Source organism: Halomonas sp. H33-56 (assembly GCF_040147035.1).
GTDB classification, from domain to species: Bacteria; Pseudomonadota; Gammaproteobacteria; order Pseudomonadales; family Halomonadaceae; genus Halomonas; species Halomonas litopenaei.
Genome location: NZ_JAMSHP010000001.1, coordinates 222,311 through 248,397, shown reverse-complemented (window position 1 = coordinate 248,397; position 26,087 = coordinate 222,311). Strand labels below are relative to the sequence as shown.

The 26,087-nt window shown below is 63.2% G+C and carries 24 protein-coding genes and 1 other RNA gene; 12 read left to right on the top strand and 13 right to left on the bottom strand.

The genetic code is table 11. From position 1 onward, the window contains the following. Positions 1-101: 101 nt before the first annotated feature. Positions 102-920 carry a 4-hydroxy-tetrahydrodipicolinate reductase gene (dapB, locus tag NFH98_RS01140; protein WP_287163525.1) on the bottom strand — a complete coding sequence of 273 codons (819 nt, stop codon included), beginning with the start codon at positions 918-920 and terminating at the stop codon, positions 102-104. A 152-nt stretch (positions 921-1,072) separates the two neighbouring features. Between dapB and NFH98_RS01135 the strand changes: the two genes are divergently transcribed. Next, positions 1,073-2,158 carry an esterase-like activity of phytase family protein gene (locus tag NFH98_RS01135; RefSeq protein WP_348827432.1) on the top strand — a complete coding sequence of 362 codons (1,086 nt, stop codon included), beginning with the start codon at positions 1,073-1,075 and terminating at the stop codon, positions 2,156-2,158. Here the strand turns inward: NFH98_RS01135 and NFH98_RS01130 are convergent, their stop codons facing one another. The 3 genes from NFH98_RS01130 to NFH98_RS01120 all read right to left on the bottom strand — a co-directional run bounded on the left by NFH98_RS01130 (position 2,159) and on the right by NFH98_RS01120 (position 4,578). Next, positions 2,159-2,980 (bottom strand): class I SAM-dependent methyltransferase, encoded by an 822-nt coding sequence (locus NFH98_RS01130; protein ID WP_108450016.1) that lies wholly within the window; start codon positions 2,978-2,980, stop codon positions 2,159-2,161. Between the two features lie 142 nt (positions 2,981-3,122). Next, a complete protein-coding gene (locus NFH98_RS01125; protein ID WP_348828110.1) occupies positions 3,123-4,058 on the bottom strand; it encodes a DMT family transporter in 936 nt (311 codons plus the stop codon). Beyond that, positions 4,048-4,578 (bottom strand): MarR family winged helix-turn-helix transcriptional regulator, encoded by a 531-nt coding sequence (locus tag NFH98_RS01120; protein WP_124805081.1) that lies wholly within the window; start codon positions 4,576-4,578, stop codon positions 4,048-4,050. The genes NFH98_RS01125 and NFH98_RS01120 overlap by 11 nt, the downstream gene beginning before the upstream one ends. 182 nt (positions 4,579-4,760) lie before the next feature. Between NFH98_RS01120 and corA the strand changes: the two genes are divergently transcribed. Beyond that, complete coding sequence (gene corA, locus NFH98_RS01115; RefSeq protein ID WP_222569905.1) at positions 4,761-5,726, top strand: magnesium/cobalt transporter CorA; 966 nt, start codon at positions 4,761-4,763, stop codon at positions 5,724-5,726. Between the two features lie 22 nt (positions 5,727-5,748). Here the strand turns inward: corA and NFH98_RS01110 are convergent, their stop codons facing one another. The 5 genes from NFH98_RS01110 to grpE form a co-directional block, all read right to left on the bottom strand. Then, positions 5,749-6,021 (bottom strand): DUF2218 domain-containing protein, encoded by a 273-nt coding sequence (locus NFH98_RS01110; protein WP_045992284.1) that lies wholly within the window; start codon positions 6,019-6,021, stop codon positions 5,749-5,751. Between the two features lie 105 nt (positions 6,022-6,126). Then, positions 6,127-7,041 (bottom strand): DMT family transporter, encoded by a 915-nt coding sequence (locus NFH98_RS01105; protein ID WP_348827431.1) that lies wholly within the window; start codon positions 7,039-7,041, stop codon positions 6,127-6,129. Between the two features lie 213 nt (positions 7,042-7,254). Further along, a complete protein-coding gene (gene dnaJ / locus NFH98_RS01100; protein WP_045992286.1) occupies positions 7,255-8,391 on the bottom strand; it encodes a molecular chaperone DnaJ in 1,137 nt (378 codons plus the stop codon). A 90-nt stretch (positions 8,392-8,481) separates the two neighbouring features. Continuing rightward, complete coding sequence (gene dnaK / locus NFH98_RS01095) at positions 8,482-10,407, bottom strand: molecular chaperone DnaK (protein ID WP_045992287.1); 1,926 nt, start codon at positions 10,405-10,407, stop codon at positions 8,482-8,484. A gap of 159 nt (positions 10,408-10,566) precedes the next feature. Continuing rightward, the gene (grpE, locus tag NFH98_RS01090; protein ID WP_045992288.1) at positions 10,567-11,211 is read right to left on the bottom strand and encodes a nucleotide exchange factor GrpE; all 645 of its coding nucleotides are present in this window, start codon (positions 11,209-11,211) and stop codon (positions 10,567-10,569) included. Positions 11,212-11,607: 396 nt separating this feature from the next. On the opposite strand from grpE, the gene recN reads away from it, so the two are divergent. Next, complete coding sequence (gene recN, locus NFH98_RS01085; protein WP_213227359.1) at positions 11,608-13,281, top strand: DNA repair protein RecN; 1,674 nt, start codon at positions 11,608-11,610, stop codon at positions 13,279-13,281. 228 nt (positions 13,282-13,509) lie between these two features. On the opposite strand, the gene fur is transcribed toward recN, so the two are convergent. Next, positions 13,510-13,956, bottom strand: coding sequence for a ferric iron uptake transcriptional regulator (gene fur / locus NFH98_RS01080; protein WP_045992290.1), 447 nt, complete (start codon positions 13,954-13,956; stop codon positions 13,510-13,512). Positions 13,957-14,028: 72 nt separating this feature from the next. Between fur and NFH98_RS01075 the strand changes: the two genes are divergently transcribed. After that, complete coding sequence (locus NFH98_RS01075; RefSeq protein ID WP_045992301.1) at positions 14,029-14,484, top strand: outer membrane protein assembly factor BamE; 456 nt, start codon at positions 14,029-14,031, stop codon at positions 14,482-14,484. Between the two features lie 148 nt (positions 14,485-14,632). On the opposite strand, the gene NFH98_RS01070 is transcribed toward NFH98_RS01075, so the two are convergent. Continuing rightward, positions 14,633-14,932 (bottom strand): RnfH family protein, encoded by a 300-nt coding sequence (locus NFH98_RS01070; RefSeq protein WP_045992291.1) that lies wholly within the window; start codon positions 14,930-14,932, stop codon positions 14,633-14,635. 88 nt (positions 14,933-15,020) lie between these two features. Further along, positions 15,021-15,455, bottom strand: coding sequence for a type II toxin-antitoxin system RatA family toxin (locus tag NFH98_RS01065; RefSeq protein WP_045992292.1), 435 nt, complete (start codon positions 15,453-15,455; stop codon positions 15,021-15,023). A 221-nt stretch (positions 15,456-15,676) separates the two neighbouring features. Between NFH98_RS01065 and smpB the strand changes: the two genes are divergently transcribed. Continuing rightward, positions 15,677-16,168 carry an SsrA-binding protein SmpB gene (smpB, locus tag NFH98_RS01060; protein ID WP_045992293.1) on the top strand — a complete coding sequence of 164 codons (492 nt, stop codon included), beginning with the start codon at positions 15,677-15,679 and terminating at the stop codon, positions 16,166-16,168. Between the two features lie 54 nt (positions 16,169-16,222). Further along, positions 16,223-16,602: a transfer-messenger RNA gene (gene ssrA / locus NFH98_RS01055) on the top strand. Positions 16,603-17,124: 522 nt separating this feature from the next. On the opposite strand, the gene thpD is transcribed toward ssrA, so the two are convergent. After that, complete coding sequence (thpD, locus tag NFH98_RS01050; RefSeq protein ID WP_108131822.1) at positions 17,125-18,051, bottom strand: ectoine hydroxylase; 927 nt, start codon at positions 18,049-18,051, stop codon at positions 17,125-17,127. Positions 18,052-18,664: 613 nt separating this feature from the next. Between thpD and NFH98_RS01045 the strand changes: the two genes are divergently transcribed. The 6 genes from NFH98_RS01045 to NFH98_RS01020 all read left to right on the top strand — a co-directional run bounded on the left by NFH98_RS01045 (position 18,665) and on the right by NFH98_RS01020 (position 26,059). After that, the gene (locus NFH98_RS01045; protein WP_108131823.1) at positions 18,665-18,853 is read left to right on the top strand and encodes a DUF3008 family protein; all 189 of its coding nucleotides are present in this window, start codon (positions 18,665-18,667) and stop codon (positions 18,851-18,853) included. A 252-nt stretch (positions 18,854-19,105) separates the two neighbouring features. Next, entirely contained in the window at positions 19,106-19,780 is a 675-nt protein-coding gene (locus NFH98_RS01040) for a response regulator (RefSeq protein WP_108131824.1), read from the top strand. Then, positions 19,780-21,195: an ATP-binding protein gene (locus NFH98_RS01035; protein ID WP_348828109.1), complete on the top strand. Its 1,416-nt coding sequence runs from the start codon at positions 19,780-19,782 to the stop codon at positions 21,193-21,195. Before NFH98_RS01040 ends, NFH98_RS01035 begins: the two co-directional genes overlap by 1 nt. A gap of 461 nt (positions 21,196-21,656) precedes the next feature. Beyond that, positions 21,657-24,176 (top strand): bifunctional diguanylate cyclase/phosphodiesterase, encoded by a 2,520-nt coding sequence (locus tag NFH98_RS01030; protein WP_222516180.1) that lies wholly within the window; start codon positions 21,657-21,659, stop codon positions 24,174-24,176. Between the two features lie 156 nt (positions 24,177-24,332). Further along, positions 24,333-24,779, top strand: a complete 447-nt coding sequence (gene mntR / locus NFH98_RS01025; protein ID WP_108131827.1) for a manganese-binding transcriptional regulator MntR — start codon at positions 24,333-24,335, stop codon at positions 24,777-24,779. 272 nt (positions 24,780-25,051) lie between these two features. Beyond that, positions 25,052-26,059: a metal ABC transporter solute-binding protein, Zn/Mn family gene (locus NFH98_RS01020; RefSeq protein WP_348827420.1), complete on the top strand. Its 1,008-nt coding sequence runs from the start codon at positions 25,052-25,054 to the stop codon at positions 26,057-26,059. Positions 26,060-26,087: the final 28 nt, after the last annotated feature.

Sequence of the window (26,087 nt, the reverse complement as noted above, 5' to 3'; positions counted from 1 at the left end):
ATTTTTGGAATGTTACAGCATCTGGGCCGAGCTGACTACCCCGGAACAAGCACTTTGCCATGGGCAACACCACCCGCGACGTCGCCAGAGGCTCACAAAACTCAGTCCAGGCCCAGCACGTCGGACATGCCGTAGCGTCCCGCCTCACGCTCGGCGACCCAGCGTGCTGCGCGCACCGCGCCCCGGGCGAAGGTCATGCGGCTGGACGCCTTGTGGGTGATCTCGATGCGCTCGCCTTCGGTAGCGAACATCACGGTGTGCTCCCCGACGATATCGCCGGCACGCACCGTGGCGAAGCCGATTTCCTTGGGATCGCGAGGACCGCACTGGCCTACCCGCTCGAACACCCCGTGCTCCTTGAGGTTGCGATCCAGCGCCCCGGCGACCACCTCGCCCATGCGCAGGGCGGTACCGGACGGCGCATCGACCTTGTGACGATGGTGGGACTCGATGACCTCGATATCATAGCCCTCGTCGCCCAGCGCCTTCGCTGCAGTCTCCAGAAGCTTCAGGGTCAGATTGACGCCGACGCTCATGTTGGGCGCAAACACCGTGGGCACTCGCTCGGCATAATCGTCGAGCTCGGCCTGCTCGTCATCGGACAGGCCGGTGGTGCCGATGACGATGGCCTTGCCATGCTCGGCACAGAAGGCCAGGTTGGCCAGGGTCACCTTGGGTGCGGTGAAATCGATCAGCACGTCGAAGTCATCGACGATGGCCTCGAGGGAGTCCACCGCCGCCACGCCCTGGCGGCCGACGCCGGCCAGCTCGCCCAGATCGGCACCAGCCAGCGAACTACCCGGCTCGACGATGCCGCCGGCGAGGACGGCGTCGTCGTCCTGCATCACGGCGTTGACCAGGGTGCGGCCCATGCGGCCGGCGACGCCGACGATGGCGATACGGGGGGCGGTACGGCTCATGCAATCTCCTGGAGAAACGAGAGTTCGAACAGACAGGCGGATCAACGTAGATACGCCAAAATGTAAAGGGATTCGGCGCAGTATACCAACGTCGCTCCCTCTTGCCTCGCCCTGGCCATCACGCTGACATTCCCGCCCGACAGGACCGCCCCATGCCGTTCAGAAAAATGCTCCGATTGCCCCTTATCAGCACGCTGGCAGCGACCCTGTGGCTTGGCGGCTGCACCGCCCAGGTCAAGCCGACCAGCTTGCAGGGCGAGGCCCCCGCCCAGCCGGGGCTGAGCATGTGCGGCACCCTGGCACTACCGAGCCAGTGGCGCCCTACCGAAAACGAATCCGGCGTTCCCCTTGGGGGACTCTCGGCCATGGCCTGGGACACAGACGACAACCTGCTGCACCTGGTATCCGATCGTGGGCGGGTGCACCAGGCACGACCAGTACTTGAACACGGCCGCCTGGTAGACCTGCGCCCGATCACCAGCCATCGATTGAAGGCGCAGGACGGTACGCCGCTTGAGGGCAAGGCAGCAGACGCCGAGTCGCTGGTGCTGGAGAGGGCCGATGATGGCGTCACCGGCAACACCGAACTGCTGATCGGCTTCGAGCAGGATCATCGCGTGCAGCGTTTCGCTCTCGACGGGATGCCGAAAGGCGAACCACTGCGCTCCACGGCCAGCCACAACGCCGGTGATAACGAAAGCCTGGAAGCACTCACCCGGGTGCCGGGCATCGGACTGGTGGCGGGTCTGGAGTCACCGCCCGATGGCATGAGCGCGCAAAACGGCGTCAGGCACACCCTTCTGTTCAGCCTGGCGGAGAACGCTACCGACACGCGCCGGTGGCATTACCCACTGGCCTCACCGGTCGCCAGCGCCCTGACCGACCTGCTGGCACTGGGCGACACCGTCACCAATTCGCCACCGCGGCTGCTGGCGCTGGAACGCGCCTTTTCCCCGCCACGTCCGCTGACCATCAGCTTAAGCCTGGTGGAGCTGCTGCCACCGCCGCAGGTACGGGTGACACGCCTGGCCAGCCTGTCCGCCGGAGAAGGCTGGCGCGTCGACAATATGGAGGGGCTAGCGCAATTGCCCGGTGGCGAATTTCTGATGGTCAGCGACGACAACTTCAGCGCCCTGCAGCGCAACCTGCTCGGCTGCTTTCGACTGCCCGATAAGGCGCGCGCTCTCTCGACACTGGATCTACCCGTGCCAACAGCCGGTGATGTCACTGCCCGCTGATCAGCGGCGGGCCACCAACAGGTGGTGATTGAAGCCGTCGGGGCCCCACAGCCAGGCCGACTCAGCATCGGTGAAGCGCAGCGGCTCGCGCCTGACCTGAGAGAAGCCGACCGACTGCAGCGTTGTGACCACGGTGCGACCAGGGATCGCCACGTGGTCCACCGGCAAGACGTCGTCACCGGCGCGCACCTGACCAGGCACCAGGCTCCAGGGCCGGGGCCGCTCACCCGGCGCCACACCCGGGTCGTAGCGATAGCTGGTCAACGCCTCGAGGCGATCCATGCGCGCCGGGTCAAGCACATAGTCGTGAGTGATATCGAGCCACACCAGCAGACCGCCGGGCTTGAGCGCCTCGAACAGGTTTCGGCAGGCACGGGTGAGCATGGCCTGGTGCTGGATGAAGTGAAAGGCGAAGACACTGACCAGGGTATCGAAGGGCGCCTCCGGCAGAACAAGCTTGCGATAGGCGTCCTCGACCCGAAAGCCGAGGCCCGGTGCCTGGTGGCGCCGGCTGGCCAGCGCGACCTGGGAGGGGCTGATGTCGATACCCAGCACCTCTTGCGCACCCTTGCTTTTGAGCTCGGCCGCCAGCGCTCCGTTGCCACAGCCCACATCAAGAAGACGCTTGCCGACCAGATCTTCCTCCAGATTGAGATAGTGAAGAACGGAACCGGTGAAGGTGCCGTATCGCTCGTCGCGGGCCAGCTGGTCGTAGCGCTCGCTCAGCGCCTCGGAGAAGACGTCGTTGGCAAGGCCGCGGTCGCCAGGCTGCTGACAAGGGGAAACGGCTTGTGCGCCGAGAAGGGGGCTGGCTGACGGCATGGGGGGGCTCCTTGGCATTGATGCGCCTTTGCCCCACCTTTACAGCTTCATATAACCACCACCACACCGCACTAGGCTAAATCCGTACACCGCCCACCTCTTTGCCCAATGATGCAAAGATGTCTGAGTAAAACTCGCCTGCTCACGCCTGGCTGCGCAGCTTGACGTCCCGCCGCAGCAGGAGCGCGATGGCCAGCACGACCAGCAGACTGCCCGGCAGCCATTCGAGTGCAAGGCGTTCAGGCGCCTGGGCAAACAGCAACAGCATCGACACAAAGGGCACCAGATAGCCGTAGGCGGTAACCGCCGCCGGGGTCAGGATGGCGGTCGCCCGCTGCTGCAGCCAGAAGGTCATTCCGCTGGAGAAGAGCCCGAGATAGGCCACCACCGCCAGATCGAACAGCGTCATACGGCCCAGCGCGGCCGGATCCCCGAAGACCAGACCCGAAAACCCGATCAGCAGTGCCCCCATCACCAGGCTCCACAGGGTACGCACCCCCGCGTGCTCGGATAGCCAGCCCTTCGCCAACCCCAACTTGGACAACACCGGATACATCGCCGAGGCGATGCAGCCAGCGAAGAAGGCGGTTTCGCCCACGCCGAATTGCATGCGGGCAAAGGAGCCACCGGCCTCGGCCCAGGCCAGCCCCACCGCGCCGACGGCGCCAAGTACCAGCAGGGCCAGCAGCGCCAGGGCTCGATGCTCGACCCCCACCAGCCGGCCCAGGCCGTAGGCCAGCAGCGGCACGCTGACGAACAGCGTGGCCATGGACAGCGCCGTGGTCAGGTGCGCCGCCCAGAACATGGTGCCGAAGAAGCTCGCCAGACAGAGACCCATCAACCCATAGAGCCCGAGCCCGGCCAGACTCGGCCGGAGACCAGGCGCACCCCACACCAGCGGCAACACCGCCAGAGCGGCAATCACGAAGCGCAGTGCGGTCAGCGACAGTGGCGGAAGCCCTTCACTCAACATCCCCACCGCCGGAAAGGACAGCCCCACCAGCGTCGCCCACACCAGCATCCCGGCGTGGGCCCACCACACACTGCTATCGCTGGACACCCGGCATTCAGTCGTCATCACGGCTGACCTCCCCTTCCAGCGCCAACAGCAACTGGCGAAGACCAGCTGCCAGGCCTGCCGCTTCATCATCTGCCAGGGTGGCGCGCATCGAAGCGAGTTCAGCCAGGTAGGCGTCCAGCAGCGCCGGCATCATGGCTTTTCCCGACTCACTGAGACGAATCAGGACACTGCGACGATCTTCAGGGTTGGCAACACGCTCCACCAGGCCACGACTGGCGAGCCGATCGAGGCGGTGGGTCATGGCCCCTGAACTCAGCACCACCGCCTCGCACAGGGCGTTCGGTGTCAGCCCCTCGTGCACGTCGCGCCGGTAGAGGGTCGCCAGCAGGTCAAACTCGCCTTCCTTCAAGCCGTGCTGCCGGAATACCGCCTGAACCCGACGGTCGACATGCTTCAGCACGCGATACAGCCGGGTAAAGATGCCCATGTCGCCAGGGTCGCGATCCGGGAGAACCCTGCACCACTCCGCCATCAGTCGATCGATGGCATCGTTAGGCCCGGTGGACGGAACCTGCATATCACTTATCTCCAAGAAAAGTATCTTCACTTGAAGATAGTTATTCCGACGCAAAATGCCAAGCCCCTCATGCCCACAACGCCGAACAGCGATGGTCGCCTGGGCGCAACATGCAGTCGGCAACCGCGACGTAGCGTCTACCTTTTCCTCAGAACCACGATAACAACCGCAAGGGGACAACGATGATCGTCAACTGCGTGGCGTATGAAGAAGGACGGCGTCTTTGCAACATCGACAGAGGCGAGATCGATGACTACCGCTCGCGCTCGAACTGCTTTGTCTGGGTGGCGCTGCACGACCCGGACGCCGAGGAGCTCTCCACCTTTCAGGACATCTTCGCGCTGCATGAACTGGCCGTGGAGGATGCCCTGGTCGGCGAACAGCGCCCCAAGGTGGAGGAATACGGCGACGCTCTGTTCGTCGTCACCCAAGTGATCAGCGTCAATCAGGGCGAGGTGCAGCATGGCCAGCTGGCCATCTTTGCCGGTCCCGGCTATGTACTGTCGGTACGTCAGCACTCCGGGCGTGGATTCACCGACGTGCGCGCCCGCTGCGAGCGCGAGCCCGAACTGCTCAAGCAGGGGCCGGCCTTCGTGCTCTATGCGCTGATGGATGTCGTAGTGGACCGCTACTTCCCGGTGCTCGAAGAACTCGAGGCCGAACTGGAAAGTATCGAGGACCAGATCTTCGTCCGTGGCAGCGCCCGCGCCAGCCTTGAGCGGCTGTATCAGCTCAAGCGCCGCACCATGTGCGTCAAGCACGCGGTGACCCCACTGGCCGAAGCCAGCTCCCACCTGTTCGGTGGACGCGTCCCGACGCTGTGCTACGAGACCCAGGACTACTTCCGCGATGTCTACGACCACCTGCATCGAATCGAGGCGGCCATCGATACCATTCGCGAAACCATCATTACCGCCATCCAGGTCAACCTGTCGATGGTGGCGATCGACGAGAGCGAGGTGCACAAGCGCCTAGCCTCCTGGGCGGCGATCTTCGCGGTAGCGACCATCCTCGCCGGCATCTGGGGGATGAACTTCACCCATATGCCGGAGCTGGACTGGCGACTGGGCTATCCGCTGGCGCTGGGGATGATGGTGCTGTGCTGCGGCGCGCTCTACCGACGCTTCCGTCGCACCGGCTGGCTATAGCGCCAATCGCGTCCAGCCAAACTCACTGCCAGACGACGCTGAGCGGCTCCTTGCCCGCCATCCGCTCCAGGTGGCTGGCCACCACGTCCTTGAGGCGCTCCAGCCGCTCGGCGTCCTCGGCCTGGAGATCGACGCTGAGCTGCGAGTCGGACGCCTTCATCCAGCACTCGCCGCCGGGGAACACCACGTGACCGCTCTCGGCATCCACCTCGAGCTTGTGGGCCCAGTGCTTGCACAGGCGATTGATCAAGCGTTGCCCTGATGCGGTCTCGACGAAGGCTCGGGATTCCACCATGCTTTCCACCGTTTCTGAGAATACGAATATATCGCAGAATCATATCCCCCATGTCATCTCGGCGTCAGGCAACGGCGTGTTGCTGTTCATCGTACCCACGCATGTCTAGCCGTTCTCGGGCGGCGAGCGCCGGCGCGGCCACCCCAGGCGACGGCCTTCCATGGCGGCCAGGGCGGCACCGCCGAGCAACAGCGGCAGCGCCAGCAGAAAGCCGCTCGACAACGGCTGGCCAAACAGCCAGAGATCGGCCAGCACCGGCCACACCAGGGCGATGTACTCGAAGGGGGCAAGCCTCGACACCTCGGCGAAGCGCAGCGCCAAGGTCATGCAGATGTGCGCCGCGCCCCCCAGCAACCCGGCCAGGATCAGCAGCGTCAGCGTCTGGGTCGGCAGTGCTACCCAGCCCAGCGGCAGGGTCGCCAGCCCCGCCAGGGTGCAGGCCAGCACGAAGTAGAAGGCGATGGCACCGGCCCCCTCTGTGCGCGAGATGCGCCGCACCGTGACCAGCGCTGCGGCGGTCAACGACGCCCCCAGCACACCGAGCGCGTAGCCCGACAATTGGCCGGCCTTGTCGGCGTTACCGATATCCGGCACCACCAGCACCGCCACCCCGCCCACGGCGAGCAACAGTGCCAGCGCTCGCGGTGGGGTAAAGCGCTCGCCCAGCAGCACCACGCCGCCGATCGCCATCAGTACCGGCGCCAATTGGGCCAGCAAGGTGGCCTCGGCTACGGGCAGGCGCGCCAGGGCCGCAAAGGTGGCAAACATCGAGGCGGCGCCGAGGCTCGAGCGCAGCAGATGGCCCAAGGGGCGCCGGGTCGCCAGCCCTGCCGGAAACTCCCGACGCCAGGCCAGAAACAGCACGATCGGCAACAGCGCAAAGGCCGAGCGATAGAACACCACCTGGCCCAGCGGCACCTCGTCGCTCACCCACTTCACGCACACCAGCATGGCGGCGAACAGCACCCCGGAGGCGATGCGCAGCACGATGCCCGCCAGGGGCCTATCCCTATCACTCATGATCATCGTCCCTGTTCAGAAGAGCCGCGCCGTCCACAAGCTCTGCCCCACCCAATCAAGCTGCCCATCAGAAGCGCCCGAGCGTGACGCCCCGCTGACGGCCCATGTGCAGCCGACACAAAAAACCGACCCCCGGCGCCAGGCGTCGGGGGTCGATCATCGTCACTAAGCCCTGGTCGGCGCAGGATCACGCCTGGCCCGAGGCTACGCGACTTACAGCTTCATATCTTCGAAGAACTTCTTCACCCCGTCGAAGAAGCTCGACTTCTTCGGCGAGTGCTGGGCGTTGCTGCCACCCAGGCTGTCCTGGAACTTGCGCAGCAGATCCTTCTGTTCCTCGCTGAGCTTGACCGGGGTTTCCACCACCACCCGGCACAACAGATCGCCGGCGGGGCCGCCGCGTACCGGCTTGACACCCTTGCCGCGCAGTCGGAACAGCTTGCCGGTCTGGGTTTCCGCCGGAATCTTCAGCTTCACCCGACCATCCAGCGTCGGCACTTCGAGCTCACCGCCGAGGGCTGCGTCGACGAAGTTGATCGGTACCTCACACTGCAGGTGACGCCCTTCGCGCTCGAAGATATGGTGCGGCTTGATCGCGACCTGCACGTACAGGTCCCCGGGCGGACCGCCGTTGATACCGGCTTCGCCCTCGCCATTGAGACGAATTCGATCGCCAGAATCGACGCCGGCCGGAATCTTCACCGACAGGGTGCGGGTCTCGCGCACGCGACCTTCGCCATGACAGGCGTGGCACGGCACCTTGATGTGCTGGCCGCTACCGTGACAGGTCGGGCAGGTCTGCTGCACGGCAAAGAAGCCCTGCTGCATGCGAACCTGACCGTGTCCGTGACAGGTCGGGCAGGTTTCCTTGGTGGAACCCGGCTCGGCACCTTCGCCGTCGCAGCGCTCACATTCGATGTGACGCGGCACACGGATGTCGACACTGGTGCCGGCCACCGCGCTCTCGAGGTCAAGCTCGAGGTTGTAGCGCAGGTCGCTGCCCCGCTGGGGCGCATTGGGGTTACGACGTCCGCCGCCACCGCCGAAGATGTCACCGAAGACATCACCGAAGATGTCACTGAAGCCGCCAGCCCCGGCGCCGCCAAAGCCACCACCGCCCTGGCCGTCGACGCCGGCATGGCCAAACTGGTCGTAGGCCGCACGCTTCTCGCTGTCGGTCAGGACCTCGTAGGCCTCGGACACTTCACGGAATTTTTCCGCCGAGGTGTCATCGTCCGGGTTACGGTCCGGGTGGTACTTCTGTGCCAGGCGCCGATAGGCCTTCTTGATGTCCTTCTGATCGGCACCGCGCTCGACACCTAGTACCTCGTAGTAGTCTCTCTTGGACATGGGTCTGTCCGCCTCCGTCGCGACGCTCAGCAACACCAACGCGGGAGTCCGGCTCCCGCGTTGGCGTCATCCGAGGTTCAGATGTCGTGGTTACTGCTTTTTCTGGTCGTCGTTGACTTCTTCATACTCGGCGTCGACCACGTCATCTTCCTTCTTGGCGCCAGCGTCGGCGTCACCCGCCTGCTGGCCAGCGTCCGCCTGCTCGGCGTACATCTTCTGCGCCAGGTTGCCGGAGGCCTCGGTCAGGGCGTCGAGCTTGGCCTGGATGGCATCCTTGTCGTCGCCCTGCAGCGCTTCCTCGAGCTCCTTGATGGCGCTCTCGATGGCCTGCTTCTCGTCTTCGGAGGCCTTGTCGCCGGCTTCCTCAAGGGTCTTGCGAGAAGCGTGGATCATGCCGTCAGCCTGGTTGCGCAGCGCCACCAGTTCCTCGAACTTCTTGTCCTCGTCGGCGTGGGCCTCGGCGTCGCGGACCATCTGCTCGATCTCGTCGTCGGACAGGCCGCTGGAGGCCTTGATGACGATGGACTGTTCCTTGCCGGTGGCCTTGTCCTTGGCGGACACGTTGAGGATACCGTTGGCGTCCAGGTCGAAGGCGACCTCGATCTGCGGCACACCGCGCGGCGCCGGCGGAATGTCCGACAGGTCGAAGCGACCGAGCGACTTGTTGCCGCTGGACTGCTTGCGCTCACCCTGCAGCACGTGAATGGTCACGGCGGTCTGGTTGTCGTCCGCGGTGGAGAACACCTGGGTCTTCTTGGTCGGGATGGTGGTGTTCTTCTCGATCAGCGGCGTCATCACGCCACCCAGGGTCTCGATACCCAGTGTCAGCGGAGTCACGTCCAGCAGCAGCACGTCCTTGACGTCACCGCCGAGCACGCCGCCCTGGATCGCAGCACCCACGGCCACGGCTTCGTCCGGGTTGACGTCCTTGCGGGCGTCCTTGCCGAAGAACTCGGCGACCTTGGCCTGAACCATCGGCATACGGGTCTGGCCACCGACCAGGATGACGTCGTCGATCTCGGAGGCGGACAGGCCGGCGTCGGACAGTGCGGTCTTGCACGGCGCCAGCGAACGGCTCACCAGCTCTTCCACCAGCGACTCCAGCTTGGCCCGGGTCACCTTGACGTTGAGGTGCTTGGGACCGGTGTTGTCGGCGGTGATGTAAGGCAGGTTGACGTCGGTCTGCTGGGCGCTGGACAGCTCGATCTTGGCCTTCTCGGCGGCTTCCTTCAGGCGCTGCATGGCCAGGTTGTCGCCGGACAGGTCGATACCGCTGTCGGCCTTGAACTGGTCGACCAGGTAGTTGATCAGCTTGAGGTCGAAGTCCTCACCACCCAGGAAGGTGTCGCCGTTGGTGGCCAGCACCTCGAACTGCGTCTCGCCGTCGACGTCGGCCACTTCGATGATGGAGATATCGAAGGTACCGCCACCCAGGTCATAGACCGCGATAGTCTTGTCACCGCGTGACTTGTCCATGCCATAGGCAAGGGCAGCCGCGGTCGGCTCGTTGATGATGCGCTTGACCTCGAGACCGGCGATGCGACCCGCGTCCTTGGTGGCCTGACGCTGGCTGTCGTTGAAGTAGGCCGGCACGGTGATGACCGCCTCGGTCACTTCTTCGCCCAGGTAGTCCTCGGCGGTCTTCTTCATCTTCTTCAGCACTTCCGCGCTGACCTGGGGCGGTGCCAGCTTCTTGCCCTTGACCTCGACCCAGGCGTCGCCGTTGTCGGCTTCGGTGATGGTGTAGGGCACCATCTTGATGTCCTTCTGGACGACGTCGTCCTTGAAGCGACGGCCGATCAGGCGCTTGATCGCGTACAGGGTGTTTTCCGGGTTGGTCACCGCCTGACGCTTGGCCGCCTGACCCACCAGGGTCTCGCCATCATCGGTGTAGGCGATGATGGACGGGGTGGTACGTGCGCCTTCTGCGTTCTCGATTACCTTGGCGCTGTCGCCGTCGAGCACGGCCAGACAGGAGTTGGTGGTACCAAGGTCAATGCCGATGATGCGTCCCATAGGAAATCCTCGAATTCGTGTCTTACGTAACTGAAGTTTGGCTTGCGGCGTTCGCCGCGGGGTTGCCGACTATCTGGGGGGCGTCTCCGCCGATTTCAAGGCCCCATGTTCAACTCCTGTCGACAACCCGTATCGGTCAGGCCCCGTGGGCCGGATGTTTCAGCCGGCCGCCTGGCTCACTACCACCATCGCCGGGCGCACCAGGCGTCCGTTGAGCACGTAGCCCTTCTGCATCACGTCGATGACGGTGTTGGGGTCGACCTCGGGGTTCGGCACCATGGCCATGGCCTCGTGGTACTGCGGGTCGAACGGCTCGCCCTGGGGCTCGACGATCTCGACGCCGAACTTGGCCAGTACGTCGAGCTGCATCTTCAGGGTCATGGAGACACCCTCGCGATGCACCTCGGAGGCGTCCTCACCCATGGCCTCAAGCGCCTTTTCCAGGCTGTCGACCACCGGAAGCAGGTCCTTGATGAACTTCTCCAGCGCAAACTTGCGCGCCTTCTCGGCCTCGGCTTCCGCCCGCCTGCGCACGTTCTGCGCCTCGGCGGCGGCACGCAGGGCCTGGTCCTTGGCCTCGGTCACGCTCTGCTCGAGCTCCTCGACGCGGGCCGCCAGCACCTCGGCCTCGGGGTTGTCACCGCCTTCCACGGCCTCGGCCTGTGCCTCATCCTCAGCCTGATCGACGATGTCCTCGAGTTCGCCCTCGACGGCCTCGGCAGCATCGACCGCCTGCTCCGGCTCGCCTTCCTGCTCCTGGCGAGCGAGTTCGTCATCCAACGGGGTCTGGGGATCTTTGGCCATGTGCAGCCTCCTGAAGAAGTCCAACAATTGCGGTAGCACCGCCTGTACAGTGGCTGGTCCGGGGACCAGAGGTTGCAGAGGTATATGGGGTTGGCCACAACAATCTCAAGGGGAAAGACGCAGATCCTGATCAGACTTTCCCCGGCAGGCCCAGGATTTGCCGCAGCGCTGACCCGCAACCACTGAAGCTGCTGCGCAAGGATGCATTGAGGGCGCGCCTGGACTACTGTATAAACAGACACTACATGGATGGATAAACAGTAATGACAAGCCCATCCGTTGCGCCATATCGATGCTCTAGCTATTGCGCGAGCGATTGCCGCACCCATCGCCCTGTACGACCGCCACCCTTGCACTGACCGTCGCACCGCTCGGTGACGCCACCAGGAGGCACGCATGCTGACCGAACTCTCGATCCAGGACTTCGCCATCGTCGACCACCTCGAACTCGAGCTCGAGGGCGGCATGACTGCCATCACCGGCGAGACCGGCGCCGGCAAGTCGATCCTGCTTGGCGCCCTGGGCCTGTGCCTGGGCGAACGCGCTGACGCCGGCAGCGTGCGCCACGGCCAGTCCAGAGCCGACCTGAGCGCGCGCTTCGACATTGCCAATCTGCCCAACGCCCGGGCCTGGCTTGCCAACCGAGAACTGCCCGATGACGACTGCCTGCTGCGTCGCGTGGTCACTAAAAGCGGTCGCTCCAAGGCCTGGATCAACGGCCAGCCGGCCACCATCGCCGACCTCAAGTCGCTGGGCGAGACCCTGATCGAGATCCACGGCCAGCACGCCCACCAGGCCCTGCTGGCCGAGGACACCCACCTGCGCCTGCTCGACGACCTGGCCGGCCACCGTGAATCGGTGAGCCGACTGGCCGAGCTCTATCGGGAGTGGCAGTCCACCCGGCGACAACTGAAACGGCTGGCCGACGACGGCGATGAAATCCGCGCCCGTCGCCAGCTGTTGCGCTATCAGGTGGAAGAACTCGACCAACTCGGCCTGGGCGAAGACGAGCTCGAGCAGCTCGAACGTGAACAGGAGCTGCTGGCCCACGCCGAATCGCGCCTGGCGGAGACCCAGTTCGCCCTCGACTGCTGCGATGGCGAGGAAGGCGGCGCCCTGCCCCTGCTCCACCAGGCCAGCCAGCGCCTGGCCGCCCTGCCCGGCAGCGACAAGGGAGCCCTGGCCAACGCCATCGCCTTGCTCGGTGACGCCAGCATTCAGCTCGAGGAAGCCGGTCGCGAACTGCATCAGGTGGTCGCCGACGTGGAGCTGGACCCGGAGCGCCTGGCCTGGGTAGAGCAGCGCCTGGGCGAGGCTCACCGCATCGCTCGCAAGCACCATGTACTGCCCGACGAGATCGTCGCCCTGCACCAGCGCCTGACGGCAGAACTTCAGGGGCTGGAGGGCGGTGACGAGGACCTCGAGGCGCTGACCGAGAAGGCCGACGCCCTCAAGGCAGAATGGCGTGCCCTGGCAGAGACCGTCAGCGCCGCTCGCCAAAAGGCCGCCAAGCGCTTCGGCAAGGAAGTCCAGCAGCAACTGGCGTTTCTGGCCATGGGCAAGGCCCGCTTCGAGGTCGACGTCAGTCGGCGCGATGCCGCCGCCCCAGAGGGCATGGACCGGGTGCGCTTTCTGATCGCCGCCAACCCCGGCCAGCCGCCACGCCCGCTGGCCAAGGTAGCCTCCGGTGGCGAGCTGTCGCGTATCAGCCTGGCCATTCAGGTGATCGCCGCCCAGCACTCCACCATCCCCAGCCTGGTGTTTGACGAGGTCGATGTCGGGGTATCCGGTGCCACCGCCGAGATCGTCGGCCAGCTGCTCAAGCGACTGGGCCAGGGCGGCCAGGTACTGACGGTGACCCACTTGCCCCAGGTCGCCGCCCAGGCCCACCACCATCTGCACATCGAGAAGAAGGCGCGCAAGGATTCCACCCGCACCCGCATGGCACACCTCGACGAAGCCGGGCGGGTCGGCGAGCTGGCGCGCATGCTCGGCGGCGTCAAACTCTCGGACCAGACCCTGGCGCATGCCCGCGAGATGCTCGACGCAAGCCAGCGGGCGCACCACTAGGTCTGGCGAACCCAGACAGTAGCGAAAAGCGATACTGAAGAGCAGTACCCAAGAAAAAGCAGCATTTTACAGCGAGCCGACAACGCAAGCGCCACGCCCCCAATTGACGGGGACGTGGCGCTTTTGTGTACCCACTGACCGCACAGCGCTGATCACATCTTCCAGACACGAGAAAGCCTCCGCCCGGGGGCAGAGGCTCTTGCTCAGCGCTACGCGCAGAGGGATCCGTTACTTCTTGGCGATGCCTTCCTGACGCGTCGCCTTGGAACCCTTGGGTCTGACGTAGAGGACCAGCGCGTGATCGACGAGTTCGAAGCCGTGCTCCTCGGCGATCTCCTGCTGCCGACGCTCGATGGTCTCGTCGAAGAACTCGATGATCTCACCGCTTTCCAGGCACACCATATGGTCGTGATGCTCTTCCTGGGAGAGCTCGAAGACCGCATGGCCACCGTCGAAATTGTGTCGGATCACCAGGCCCGCCGACTCGAACTGAGTCAGCACGCGATACACCGTCGCCAGGCCCACATCTTCACCGGCTTCGAGAAGCGTCTTGTACACGTCCTCGGCGCTGAGGTGGTGCTGATCGGTGGCAGATTCGAGGATCTGCAGGATCTTTACGCGCGGCAGAGTGACTTTCAGTCCAGCCTTGCGCAATTCATGGTTCTTGTCGGCCATGGTTGCTCTTCGCAGTATCAGGTAGGGTCGGGTATGATCGACCGACCCCACGATAGTGAAGAACAGGCGCAAATGCAAAAGTTGACCGGAATTGTCACCCTTTCACTGGCCCTGGCGCTGACCAGCGGCTGCACCTACTTCAGCGTGTACAAGCGCGACCTGGCACAGGGCAACCTGGTGACCAACAGCATGGTCGAACAGCTGCGCCCCGGCATGTCCCGACAGGAGGTCATCAACCTCATGGGCTCGCCGCTGCTGGAGGCCCCGTTCAGCGCCGACCAGTGGGACTACGTCTACCGTCTCGACGAAGCTTACGGCGACGTGATGCAAAGACGCGTCACCCTGACCTTCGCCGGCAATAACCTGGTCAATATCGACCGGGAAGGCGACTTCAGCATGAACCCGGACGTTGCAGGCAAGCATAGCTACGGCGTAGGCCCCACCAGCGGCGGCGGCGACGATAACCCCGAGGGCGAAGCCAATATCGAGCCGATCTACAACCGCACGGTGGATCCCGAGCGCGAGTAAGCCGTTGGCGCCAGCGAGAACACGCATCAGGGTGGCCACAACGGCCACCCTGGTTGGTTCTACGCCTGGTTGGTTCTACACCTAGGTGCTTCCATGCGCAGCGCCTTCGCTCAGACGGCGACGCACCTGCCCCGGCCGCCCAGGGTCGCTAGGAGGAAGAGCGGCTACGAGCCGCCCTCTCTGCCCTCGCCGCCTTGGGATCGATCTTCAACGGTCGATAGACCTCTACGCGATCACCGTCACGCAGTATCTGCCGTGAGGGTTCTTTCAACGCCTTGCCGAAGATACCGAGACTGGCCTCGCTGAAGGTTTCCACAGGCAGTTCGGGAAACAGCGACGGCAGGTCGGCCAACGCCAGCGCTTCGCTGGCGGTCGTGCCCTTGGCGACGCGCAGCGCGACAAGACGTTGCTTATGCGGCAAGGCAAAGGCCACTTCCACGCGAAGCACCTCGTCGCTTGCGTCTTCCTTTATATCTGGCCCCGCCGAGTGATCGGCAGGTGCCGGCTCGACTCGAGGAGCCGAGGGTCTTGCGCTGTCAGCGGCCATAGAGCTCATCGGCACGCCGCGTGAAGGCATCCACCTGCTGGCCCGCGATCTGCTGGAAGACCTTGCCAAAGGCCATGCCGAGCAGCCGGCTGGAGAACTCGAAGTCCATCTCCAGGCTGACCTTGCACACGTTCTCGCCCATGGTGATGAATTTCCAGCGCCCGTCCAGTCGCTTGAACGGCCCCTTTACCAGCGACAGCTCGATACGGTCAGGCTCGTGCAGGTCATTTCGGGTGACGATGGTCTGCTCGATGCCGGCCCGCCCCAGGGTCATTTCGCCGATCAGGTGCGATTCGTCCTTCTCCAGCAGCCGCGCGCGACGACAGCCCGGCAGAAACTCCGGATAGCGCTCGAAATCGTTGACCAGATCGAACATCTGCTTGGGGGTGTGCCGCACCATGGCGGACCGATTGACGGTTGGCATTGACCTCTCCGCTGACTTCCAGAAGCCCAGGGCGTATCATGAGCGGTTATTTCGGCCTCAAATGGTAGCACGCTTCCCCGGCAGAACTGGAGACAGCCGAAAGGGGGACCGACGGGCAGCGCCGCCGTGGCAACCGCCTGGCGTCGACCCGGAAGGCTACATATCGGGCCGCATCGGTTACGAAACCGCTTCCACGACCGATTCAGACATCAAGAGGTTCCATGGCCAGCAAGAAGGGAAAGGACAAGGGTCCCGGCAACAACACCATCGCCCAGAACAAGAAGGCGCGCTTCGAATACCATATCGACGAGTCCTTCGAGGCCGGGCTGGTGCTGGCGGGATGGGAGGTCAAGAGCCTGCGTGCCGGCAAGGCCCAGCTCACCGACACCTACATTCTGGTGAAGAACGGCGAGGCCTGGTTGCTCGGCAGCCATATCATGCCGCTCAACACCACCAGCACCCACGAGGTGGCGGACCCCACGCGCACGCGCAAGCTGCTGCTTCACCGCAAGGAGATCGCCAAGATCTTCTCGCGCACCCAGGACAAGGGGCACACCTGTGTGCCGCTGAAGCTGTACTGGAAAGGCAGCCGGGTGAAGTGTGAGCTGGCGCTGGTGACGGGCAAGAAGCTCCACGACAAGCGCGCCACCGAGAAGGATCGCGACTGGCAGCGTCAGAAGGGCCGCGTCATGCGGGAACAAAACCGCGCCTGAGCCGTCAGATGTAGTACAGACCGCCGGATCTTTGGTACACTGGCGGGGCGTTACGGGGGCGACATGGTTTCGACGCCGATGACAACCCCTGAGGTGCATGCCGAGAGCGTGATGTATCTCGTAAATCCAACATCACGATTAAATAGTCGCAAACGACGAAAACTACGCTCAGGGCGCGCTGGCAGCGTAAAAACTGCTAGCTTCTAGTCCTACCCGGCGGCGACGTGCTCATCCGTTGCCAATGGGCTACGAGCCAAGATAGGTGAGATCGCGGTTGGCGCTGTCCTCTCGTCAATCGCTAAACTTTGGAGGAATCGCGTTTCGGGATCCTGCCCGTCGGAGCCCGAGGCGTTAAATCAAATGACGGAACTAAGCATGTAGAGCCAATGGGCGAGTGTCGGCGGACGCGGGTTCGATTCCCGCCGCCTCCACCAACACCGACGAAAAAGCCACCTCATCTGAAGGTGGCTTTTTTGTGTCCGACAGATCCCAACGGAAAAGAAGACCCAAGGGCGAGGTCGGCGCTCTCTACAGGCCCAGGGGTTCGATTCCCGCCGCCTCCACCAACACCAGAAGAAGACCACCTGTTAAAGGGTGGTCTTTTTCGTTTCAGGGCGCACCCCCTGAAAAGCAGAGCCAAGGGCGAGGTCGGCGCTCTCCACAGACCCCGGGGTTCGATTCCACCGCCTCGACCAACACCAGAAAGATGCCACCTTCCCAAAGGTGGCATTTTTCGTTTCAGGGAGCCCCCCCCTGAAAAGCAGAGCCAAGGGCGAGGTCGGCGCTCTCTACAGACCCCGGGGTTCGATCCCAGCCGCCTCCACCAACACCGACGAAAACGCCACCTTGTGTATCAAGGTGGCGTTTGCTGCTGGAAGTTCTCGAGTCCCAGCGACGATGGCCAGGTAAGCGAGTGACAGTGCCGGTCATGGCGGAGAGGTAGGTGGCGTCGGCTCTCACTCTTCCTGACGCTTTCCTTCGACAGGTTTGAGCGGGCTGTAGTCCTTGCGCGTGGCCAGGAACTCGGGGCGAGGCTTGTTGCCGCAGTAGGGATCGTGGAGGGTATTCTCGACACTGTTATAGACGAAGAACAGATTGCTCCTCGGCCAGCAGGACATATTGATATTGGAGCCGTGCAGCGTATTGCACTCGAACATCACCAATGAGCCAGAATCGCCTTTCGGCGCCTCTATATCGTTCTCCAGCATCAGTTTCTTCAGGCTGGCGGCATCAGGAACACCGATGTCCTGGCTCTTCAATGACTCCTTGTAGTTGTCCTCCGGGGTGCGCCCGACACAAGGAACGAACTGCTTGTGGGACCCTGGTATCAGCATCAAGGGGCCATTGAATTCACCGTTATCCGTCAGGATGATCGAGCAGCTCAGTGACCGCATCCGAGGCATGCCGTCTTCGCTATGCCAGGTCTCGAAGTCCGAGTGCCAGTCAAACCCCTTTCCCTTGAAGCCGGGCTTGTAGTTGATACGAGACTGATGAATGTAGACGTCGCTACCGAGTATCTGCTGCACCATGGCTAATAGCCTCGGGTCCCGTGTCAGACGGCTGAAACGATCCGAGACCTGATGTATGCCGAAGATTGACCGGATCTCCTGTTTTCCGGGCTCCAGCACCGTCCCTTCGGACAATTTGAGGTCTTCGTCCTCTTCGTACTCCCGCAATTCCTGGATAAAGGCATCCATCTCTTCCTTGTCGAAGAAGTTCTCGAAAGAGAGAAAGCCTTTTCTATCAAACTCATCAAGCTCTTCTTCGCTGAGGGGGCCATTCGCTCGCTGCTGTTCATCGCAATGAACGACCGGGTCGATGCGCTCGAACATGCCCAGCTTGCGCTCCAGGCGTGTCGGAAAAAGATCCTGTGTATCTCGCATGGTGGCTTGCTCCCTTGTCATGGCAGAATCGCTGAACGAAAGACGAAGACGCTATGCCTGGCCGAGTCACCAATGAACCGTCGCGGACAAGACTCGATGGGCGCTATATGTCAAAGCTGTTGCAATAGCGTCTGAACAACGTCAATTCGAAAGTCATCAAGGTAATCCTTTACGTCGCCATCAGACGCTGCCAGAGCAGGACGCTGTTTCGTACTTATTATTGAAAAGAGTTGTAACGCCGTGTGACTTCACTTCTTCACATTACTTCGAATCTCGACGGTCAGATTCGGCGGCGGCCAAGGTAGCACCGCTATGCCCAGGCAAAAGCGCAAAAACCTCCAGCGAAAGGATACCTCCACGAAAGAACACAGGCCGACACACTCCCTGGCGAACGTCGCTCTTCCTTCCATGTGATTTCGCCCACTCGCCTCTGGATACGTTTCGGTATTCAGGCAACTGGCGTTGAAGACGTTCATGGCAAGTGATTATGCTGGGACTGATCCGGGTCGAACCTGGCGGAGTCTGGCTTTTCGTCGTTGGATCTGTAGAGCCTGCCAGGCAGCAAACTATTTACGCCGGTACGACAATCTTCTTTCCCTTCAAGGAGGTAACCATGCCAGCGAAATCGAAAGCCCAGCAGATGGCGGCAGGAGCGGCCCTCGCTGCCAAGCGCGGAGAACAGAAGGTGAGCGAACTCGACGGTGCCGCCCGGTCGATGTACGACTCGATGAGCGAAGACGAACTGGAAAAGATGGCGTCGACCGAGCGTACCGGCAAGCCCAGGCACGATTCGCAGTCCTAGGGCTTGTCTGAAAAGTGCCTGCGCTCGGTAATACGGCGTTAAAAATCGGATCACAATGCTCATTTACACCCCGTAAACTGCGCTTTCTCACCGATTTTTGCCTTGTCTAACCTTCGCTCGTCGACTTTTCGGACAGCGCCTAGCCAGAGAACAGCGTCGGATCAAGGCTCCCGTCGATGCTTAAGCGTAGATTAAGGTTTTGCGCCCCATACTGCCTGAGAGACAGTTGGGTAGATCGACGGAGAAGACGCCATGCGGGCACTACTGGTGGAGGATGACCCTCTGTTGGGGGACGGTATCAAGGTCGCACTTGAACGAGAGGGCTATGCAGTCGACTGGTTCACCTGCGGCAAGCCGGCTCTCGAGGCTCTGGCCCTGGAGGCGTTCTCGGTGGTGATCCTCGACCTTGGACTGCCCGACTGCGATGGACTGGAGATCCTGAGACGCCTGCGCCAGCAAACTGCCCTGCCGGTCCTGATCCTGACCGCCCGTGACGCCGTGGAAGAACGTATCCAGGGCTTGGACGCCGGGGCAGACGACTATGTACTGAAGCCCTTCGACCTCCAGGAACTGCTGGCGCGCCTGCGCGTGGTGATTCGACGAGCGGCCGGTCGCGCCAGTTCCACCATCGACGTCGGCACGCTGTGCATCGATGAGGCTCGCCATTGTGTCGACTGGGAGGGACGCGGTATCGCCCTGAGTCGTCGCGAGTTCGCCCTGCTGATCGAGCTCGCCCGTCATCCCGGCCAGGTACTGTCGCGTCCCCGCCTGGAGAGCCTGCTCTACGGCTGGGGCGAAGAACTCGAGTCCAACGCGCTGGAAGTTCACGTTCATCATCTTCGCAAGAAGCTGCACAAGGAGATGATCACCACGGTGCGCGGCATCGGCTATCGCCTCAATACCGACTTCCTGGCCATCACCCCGTGATGTCGATCCATCGCTATCTTTTCCGCACCCTGGCCCTATCCTTGGCCATGGTGGCGCTATTGTCGGTGGTGGCCGCCTGGCTGATCTCGCAAAACGAGCTGGAGGAGATCCTCGATGCCCAGCTCGCCTTCACCGGCAGGGGGCTGATGAGCATGCTCCCCGAGGCACCCGAGGCAGACGACTATCAACGCCTGGCCCGATGGATGGACCAGCGCAAGGCCAGCGCCCACCTGTACACCGACAGCGGCACGTCCGATGACCTGCCAGTCGCACCCGGCCAGACCTATCACCACGAAGAGCGCAAGATGGGCTTCGGACTGTGGACCGAGACCGGCCAGCCGGTGGTGATTGGCCCTGGATGGCAAGACGTCGATCGCCAGCCCCAGATGCCGCCACCTGGTGAGCAGGGTTTCGAGTGGCGATCGCTGGGAGAGTCTCGCTGGCGGGTCTTTGCCCTGCATGACCCGAGTCGTGGTCTGTGGCTACAGATCGGTATCGAGCGGGACTTCTTTCTCGACATCATCGAGCGCATTACGCTCAATCACCTCTGGCCCATGCTACTACTTATGCCGCTGTGCCTGTTGCTGGTGCTGCGCCGTATCCGTCGCGGCCTGCGCCCCATCGAGCGACTATCGCAGCAGGTGGAGCATCGCGACTCCGCCGACCTCAGCCGCATAGAACTGGACGTACCGACGGAACTGGCTGGCCTCAGAGGGTCGCTCAATGACTTTATCGGGCGACTCAAGGCGACCCTGGAAAAGGAAAGACGTTTTACCGCCGATGCCGCCCACGAGCTGCGCACTCCGCTGGCGGCCCTCAAGATCCACCTGGACAACGCCCTGGCGGGCGAAGGCGACGCCCTGCCCAAGGCTCGTCAGGGTGTCGAACGACTCCAGCGCGTGGTAGAGCAGCTTCTGGTACTCGCACGGGTCGATCGCCACACCGCCGCTGCACCGGAAAGCGTAGACCTGCGCTCCCTGCTGCTGGACCTCGCGGCCGAGCTCTGGCCGCTGGCCGACGCCCGTGGCCAGCAACTCCGCCTGGAAGACGTCGACCCGACCACGGTCATGGGCAATGCCACGGAGCTCGGCATCATGATCCGCAATCTGCTGGACAACGCGCTGCGCTACACACCCGACGGTGGCACCATCGAAGCCATCCTCCAGGCAGAGCCCCAGGGTGTTCGCCTAAGCATCCTCGATAGCGGCCCAGGCATTCCCGATACGCACATGGAGCGTGTCGCCGAGCGCTTCCATCGCGCCAGCGACGCCACCATCACCGGTAGCGGTCTGGGCCTTTCCATCGTGCTTGCACTGGCTCATCAGCAAGAGGTCGAAGTCAGCCTGAACAACCGTGAGTCTGGAGGGTTGAACGCCACGCTCCGCTGGCGTCAGCACGCCAGCGCCGCGAGGTGAAGCGCTTTCACTGGCCGTCACCGGCCCACCCGGAGGAAAACGTCACAGCTGTCCGCCCATTTGCTCCAAAGCTCATCGTGAAGAGGCACGGAAATACCAGAATGCTTGCCTGATGTAACAGGGGGCCACGTAAAGCTTTGCCCGAATCGGCAACCAAGGTCGACTCGACTAAAGACAACGGCACTTTATCAGCGCTGTCTCAGCGCCTGACAACGCCTGCCTACTATGATTTTCTTCTCTGAGCCAGACGCCGGCATTTACACTTTTTTCACCGCCAGGACAACAATATAGCGCCCTGTATCACGCAAGCATTGACCGACAATTCTATACTCAAACGCGGATCCATCATGCTGGCGTGGCGACCACTCAGCCCGGCAGGAGCCTTTGCTCTACGCGCCAGGTCATGCTAATCAATGAAGAGGTTGTCTTAAGGCCTTACTACAAGGGACCCACCCCGACCCATGCCGCCCATCTTTATTACCTACCCGCAGGTCGCCCAGGCCATACAGGGAGCACACACGCCCTGGCTCGTCGTCCTGTCGTGTCTGGTAGCACTGGTATCGGTGTATTCGGCCATGGCCGTCGGCGAACGCGTTCACTCTGCGCGATGGCAACATCGACGCAGGGCCTGGTGGCTGGCCGGTGGCACCATGATGGGGCTCGGCATCTGGAGCATGCACTTCACCGGCATGCTCGCCTATCGTCTGCCCTTTCCCGCCCATCATGGTCTGTGGCTGACCCTGGCTTCATTGCTGCCGGCGGTGGTCGCCGGCCTGATCGCCGTGGCGGCGATGGCTCGCAGGGGACTGTCCACCACGCGCAAGATCATCGCGGGATGCCTGCTGGGGCTAGGTATCGCCACCATGCACTACACCGGCATGGCAGCCATGGAGGCGCCTGCCAGCATGCGCTTCGCTCCCATTCCCTTGCTGCTGTCACTGGTGATCTCGCTGCCCTTTGGTATCGCCAGCATCTACAGCTTCCATGCGTCCAGACATTTGCCCCGCGTGCAGGGCATTCGCCTGGGCAGCCTTCTGGCCGCGGTGTTTGCCGCCCTGGCCATCTGCAGCATGCACTATTCGGCCATGATGGCGGTGTACTTTCTGCCGGACCCAGGCTGGCAGGCGACAACACCAATGGCCCATCACGGCTCGCTACTGGCCACCGCCGTCGCCGTGCTGGCATTTCTTTTTGCGCTGACCACCCTGGTCACGGTGCTTGTCGACAGGCGGCTACAGGACAGCGCCATGCGCATGCAGGTCTCACGCCGCCAGTTGGTGGATGTCATCGAATCGATGCACGATGGCGTCGTACTGCTGGATCAGCGTGCCCGCATGATCATGTGCAACCACGCCTTCGAGACCCTGACCGGTGTGCCCCATACCGACCTCCAGGGCCACTCGATGCTCAAGCTCAACACCCTGCTGCGGCTCGATCAGCATCGCAGCCAAGTACTGCGCTCGCTGCGAGAAAATGGCGCCTGGATCGGCGATGTCGAGGTCCGACACCGCCAAGATCGCCGCTTCCCTGCGCGCCTGAGCATCAATCGTGTACGCGCCGATGAAGACGGTAGCGGGCATTTTGTCGCCACCCTCAGCGATACCTCCGCCCACCATGACGCCCAGCAGCATATCCGTTACCAGGCCTATCACGACGGTCTGACCACCTTGCCCAATCGCAGTTCGCTGCAGGAACGCATCCACGCCCTGCAACTGGCCAGCGACATCAGTGGCCGGCACATCATGTTGCTGCTGGTGGATATCGACAACTTCAAGGGCATCAATGATGCCCTCGGTCAGGCCACCGGAGATCGCCTGCTCAAGGCGCTGGCGGCCCGTCTAAGGCCCTGGGCCAGGCAAGCCAACGATCTGGCGCGGCTGAGCAGCAATGAATTTGCGCTGCTCTACGACGGTCTCTCGGTCTCCCCGGAGAATGCCATGGGGCAGGCCAGGGAAAAGGCGCGCAGCGTACTGGAATCCTTGAACGGCGACTATTCGCTGGCCGGCGAGCGCCACAGCTGCCGCGTCAGCGGCGGCTACCTCTTGTTTCGTGGCGGTGACCTCGGCGTCAGCGAACTGCTGAAGCGCGCTGGCCTGGCCCTGCTCGAGAGCAAGAGCGAGGCCGCCCAGCGTCCTTGCGCCTTTGAAGCCAGCATGGTCGAGCGCCTGAATGCTCGACTCAGGCTCGAGCGACAGCTCAAGGACGCGGTGGTCGGCGAGCAATTGCGCCAGTACCTGCAGCCTCAGGTCGATCACCAGGGCACGATTACCGGCGCAGAGGTACTGCTGCGCTGGGAGCATCCGGAGCTGGGGCTGGTCTCGCCGAATGCCTTCATCAGCCTGGCCGAGGACACCGGCCAGATCATCGAACTGGGCAACTGGGTGCTGCGCAAGACCTGTGAGCTGCTGGCCGACTGGCAACACGACCCCCACAGAAGCGCCTGGACCCTGTCGGTCAACGTCAGCGCCCGGGAATTCCAGCGCGCCGACTTCGTCACCGGCGTGGAGAGGGCCCTGACGGATACCGGGGCGCCTGCAAGCCAGCTGACCCTGGAGCTCACCGAGTCCTTGATGTTGGGTGAGGCCTATCCGGTCATCGATACCCTGACCCACCTGCGCACCCTCGGGGTGCGCTTCGCCATCGATGACTTCGGTACCGGATATTCTTCTCTGGCCTACCTCAAGCGCCTCCCGCTGGACAGCCTGAAGATCGATGTGGCCTTCGTCCGCGATCTGACCGATGACCCCACTGCGGCTCCCATCGCCCAGACCATCATCGCCCTCGCCCAGACCCTGCAACTCGGCGTCATCGCCGAGGGCGTCGAAACCGTGGAGCAGCAAAAGCGGCTGCTGGAGCTGGGCTGTCGTTCATTCCAGGGTTATCTGTACTCGAAGCCCCTTCCCCTCCATCAATTCCTGGCCCTGTCGTCGCGCCGCCGACTGCCGGTGGATGGATCGGCGATACCACTGCTTCAGGGCTGAGGTTTTGCCCTGACATGGGCGTATGCAGGAAGGTCGCAACTCCGCTACCCCCCTTCCCGCGGAACGCCTCTGCGTGAGGTATCACCTTTGCTGAACTTGCATTACTGCCACCAATTGGCAAGATGGACACCCTGACCCGAGGCGACTCCATCCCCCATGAACGACCCCCTCAACCACGACGAACGCGCATCGCTGATTTCCCCGGAAAGCCACGTCGAGGGGTTTCGCAAGGCACGGGACGCCCGCCGCACCGAACTGATCGAAGACTACGTCGAGCTGATCTCGGATCTGATCACCGACGGCGGTGAAGCGCGCCAGACCGATATCGCCCGCCGCCTGGGCGTCGCCCAGCCCACCGTCGCCAAGATGCTCAAGCGTCTCGATGACGAGGGCCTGATCATCAAGCGCCCCTATCGCGGCATCTTCCTGACCGACAAGGGCAAGGCCCTGGCCGATGCCAGCCGCGAACGACACCAGATCGTCGAAGCCTTCCTGATCAAGCTGGGCATCAATCCCGAAACCGCGCGGGTCGACGCCGAAGGCATCGAGCACCATGTCAGCGCCGAGACCCTAGCCGCCTTCGAACGCTTTCTGAAAGGCTGACGCCATCGCCGGAGCCCATCAGGCTTCGTGCGCCGCTCTGCCAACACTATGCCAGCCCTCTGCCAGCCCTCAGCCAGCCCCGGCCACCTCCAGGCAACAGGGCCTGTTGGTGCGCTCCAACGCGCGAATAGCCTGACTCGATCACCTCGATTAGCGCTTCACGCTTGACGCGAGGGGCCTTAGGCGCCAAAACTTAGCCACGTCTATAAATGATAGCCAAATGGCACTTCGGTGCTGCTTGCGCGTCGTCCTTGCCCCGAGGAGCCCTGTTCATGCGTCGTTCAGCCCCGGCTTCGGCCCTGCTGACCCTGGCCTCGCTGGCCGCTCTGACCACCACCCAGGTTCACGCCCAATCCGACGCCGTGAAGACGCAGGCACCGCTGGATGTGGTCGTCACCGTCGGCATGCTCGGTGACCTGGTCGAGCAGGTGGGCGGCGACTGTGTCGCGGTCAACACCATGATGGGGCCGGGGATCGATCCCCACCTGTACCAGGCCAGCGCCCGCGACGTGCACGATCTCGATCAGGCCGAGCTGATCCTCTACAGCGGCTTTTCACTGGAGGGCCAGCTCGGCAAGGTGTTCGATCGATTCTCCCGGATCAAGCCCACCGCTGCGGTAAGTGAGCAGGCCGTCGGCGACGACCAACTTATCCACACCCAGGACGCCTATGGCGTCGACCCCCACCTGTGGATGGATGCAGGACTCTGGGCCCGGAACGTTCCGGTCATCGCGGAACTGCTGGGAGAGCAACGTCCGCACTGTGCCGAGGCCATGCAGCAGCGCGCCGAGGCCTACCAGGCGTCACTGGCCGAACTCGATGACTGGATTCAGGCCAGCATCGACAGCGTCCCGGCCGAGCAGCGCATCCTGGTGACCGCCCACGACGCCTTCGGCTACTACGGACGCGCCTACGGCATCGAGGTGGCCGGCATCCAGGGGCTATCCACCGCCACCGAGACCGGCGTGGCCGATATTCGCCGCATGGCCGAGCTGGTGGTCGAGCGTGGCGTTCCCGCCATGTTCGTCGAGAGCACCATCAATCCGCGCACCGTCCAGGCGGTGATCGACGCCGCCGCCGATCAGGACCACCGGGTCGAGATCGGCGGGCAGCTCTATTCCGACGCCATGGGCGCCAAGGGCACCCTGGAGGGCACCTACATCGGCATGCTCAAGAGCAACACCGAGCATATCGTCAGCGCCCTGGGCGGTCAGCCCGCTCCCTTGCCTGAGGCCCTCGCGGCGCAGATCGCCTCCGCCAGCCAGGACGCCGACCAGTGAACACCACCACCCCGCAGCGCTTGAACGC

Coding starts and splice junctions, on each gene's coding strand:
- dapB (WP_287163525.1), bottom strand. CDS start 920: ATGAGCCGTACCGCCCCCCGTATCGCCATCGTCGGCGTCGCCGGCCGC.
- NFH98_RS01135 (WP_348827432.1), top strand. CDS start 1,073: ATGCCGTTCAGAAAAATGCTCCGATTGCCCCTTATCAGCACGCTGGCA.
- NFH98_RS01130 (WP_108450016.1), bottom strand. CDS start 2,980: ATGCCGTCAGCCAGCCCCCTTCTCGGCGCACAAGCCGTTTCCCCTTGT.
- NFH98_RS01125 (WP_348828110.1), bottom strand. CDS start 4,058: ATGACGACTGAATGCCGGGTGTCCAGCGATAGCAGTGTGTGGTGGGCC.
- NFH98_RS01120 (WP_124805081.1), bottom strand. CDS start 4,578: ATGCAGGTTCCGTCCACCGGGCCTAACGATGCCATCGATCGACTGATG.
- corA (WP_222569905.1), top strand. CDS start 4,761: ATGATCGTCAACTGCGTGGCGTATGAAGAAGGACGGCGTCTTTGCAAC.
- NFH98_RS01110 (WP_045992284.1), bottom strand. CDS start 6,021: ATGGTGGAATCCCGAGCCTTCGTCGAGACCGCATCAGGGCAACGCTTG.
- NFH98_RS01105 (WP_348827431.1), bottom strand. CDS start 7,041: ATGAGTGATAGGGATAGGCCCCTGGCGGGCATCGTGCTGCGCATCGCC.
- dnaJ (WP_045992286.1), bottom strand. CDS start 8,391: ATGTCCAAGAGAGACTACTACGAGGTACTAGGTGTCGAGCGCGGTGCC.
- dnaK (WP_045992287.1), bottom strand. CDS start 10,407: ATGGGACGCATCATCGGCATTGACCTTGGTACCACCAACTCCTGTCTG.
- grpE (WP_045992288.1), bottom strand. CDS start 11,211: ATGGCCAAAGATCCCCAGACCCCGTTGGATGACGAACTCGCTCGCCAG.
- recN (WP_213227359.1), top strand. CDS start 11,608: ATGCTGACCGAACTCTCGATCCAGGACTTCGCCATCGTCGACCACCTC.
- fur (WP_045992290.1), bottom strand. CDS start 13,956: ATGGCCGACAAGAACCATGAATTGCGCAAGGCTGGACTGAAAGTCACT.
- NFH98_RS01075 (WP_045992301.1), top strand. CDS start 14,029: ATGCAAAAGTTGACCGGAATTGTCACCCTTTCACTGGCCCTGGCGCTG.
- NFH98_RS01065 (WP_045992292.1), bottom strand. CDS start 15,455: ATGCCAACCGTCAATCGGTCCGCCATGGTGCGGCACACCCCCAAGCAG.
- smpB (WP_045992293.1), top strand. CDS start 15,677: ATGGCCAGCAAGAAGGGAAAGGACAAGGGTCCCGGCAACAACACCATC.
- thpD (WP_108131822.1), bottom strand. CDS start 18,051: ATGCGAGATACACAGGATCTTTTTCCGACACGCCTGGAGCGCAAGCTG.
- NFH98_RS01045 (WP_108131823.1), top strand. CDS start 18,665: ATGCCAGCGAAATCGAAAGCCCAGCAGATGGCGGCAGGAGCGGCCCTC.
- NFH98_RS01040 (WP_108131824.1), top strand. CDS start 19,106: ATGCGGGCACTACTGGTGGAGGATGACCCTCTGTTGGGGGACGGTATC.
- NFH98_RS01035 (WP_348828109.1), top strand. CDS start 19,780: ATGTCGATCCATCGCTATCTTTTCCGCACCCTGGCCCTATCCTTGGCC.
- NFH98_RS01030 (WP_222516180.1), top strand. CDS start 21,657: ATGCCGCCCATCTTTATTACCTACCCGCAGGTCGCCCAGGCCATACAG.
- mntR (WP_108131827.1), top strand. CDS start 24,333: ATGAACGACCCCCTCAACCACGACGAACGCGCATCGCTGATTTCCCCG.
- NFH98_RS01020 (WP_348827420.1), top strand. CDS start 25,052: ATGCGTCGTTCAGCCCCGGCTTCGGCCCTGCTGACCCTGGCCTCGCTG.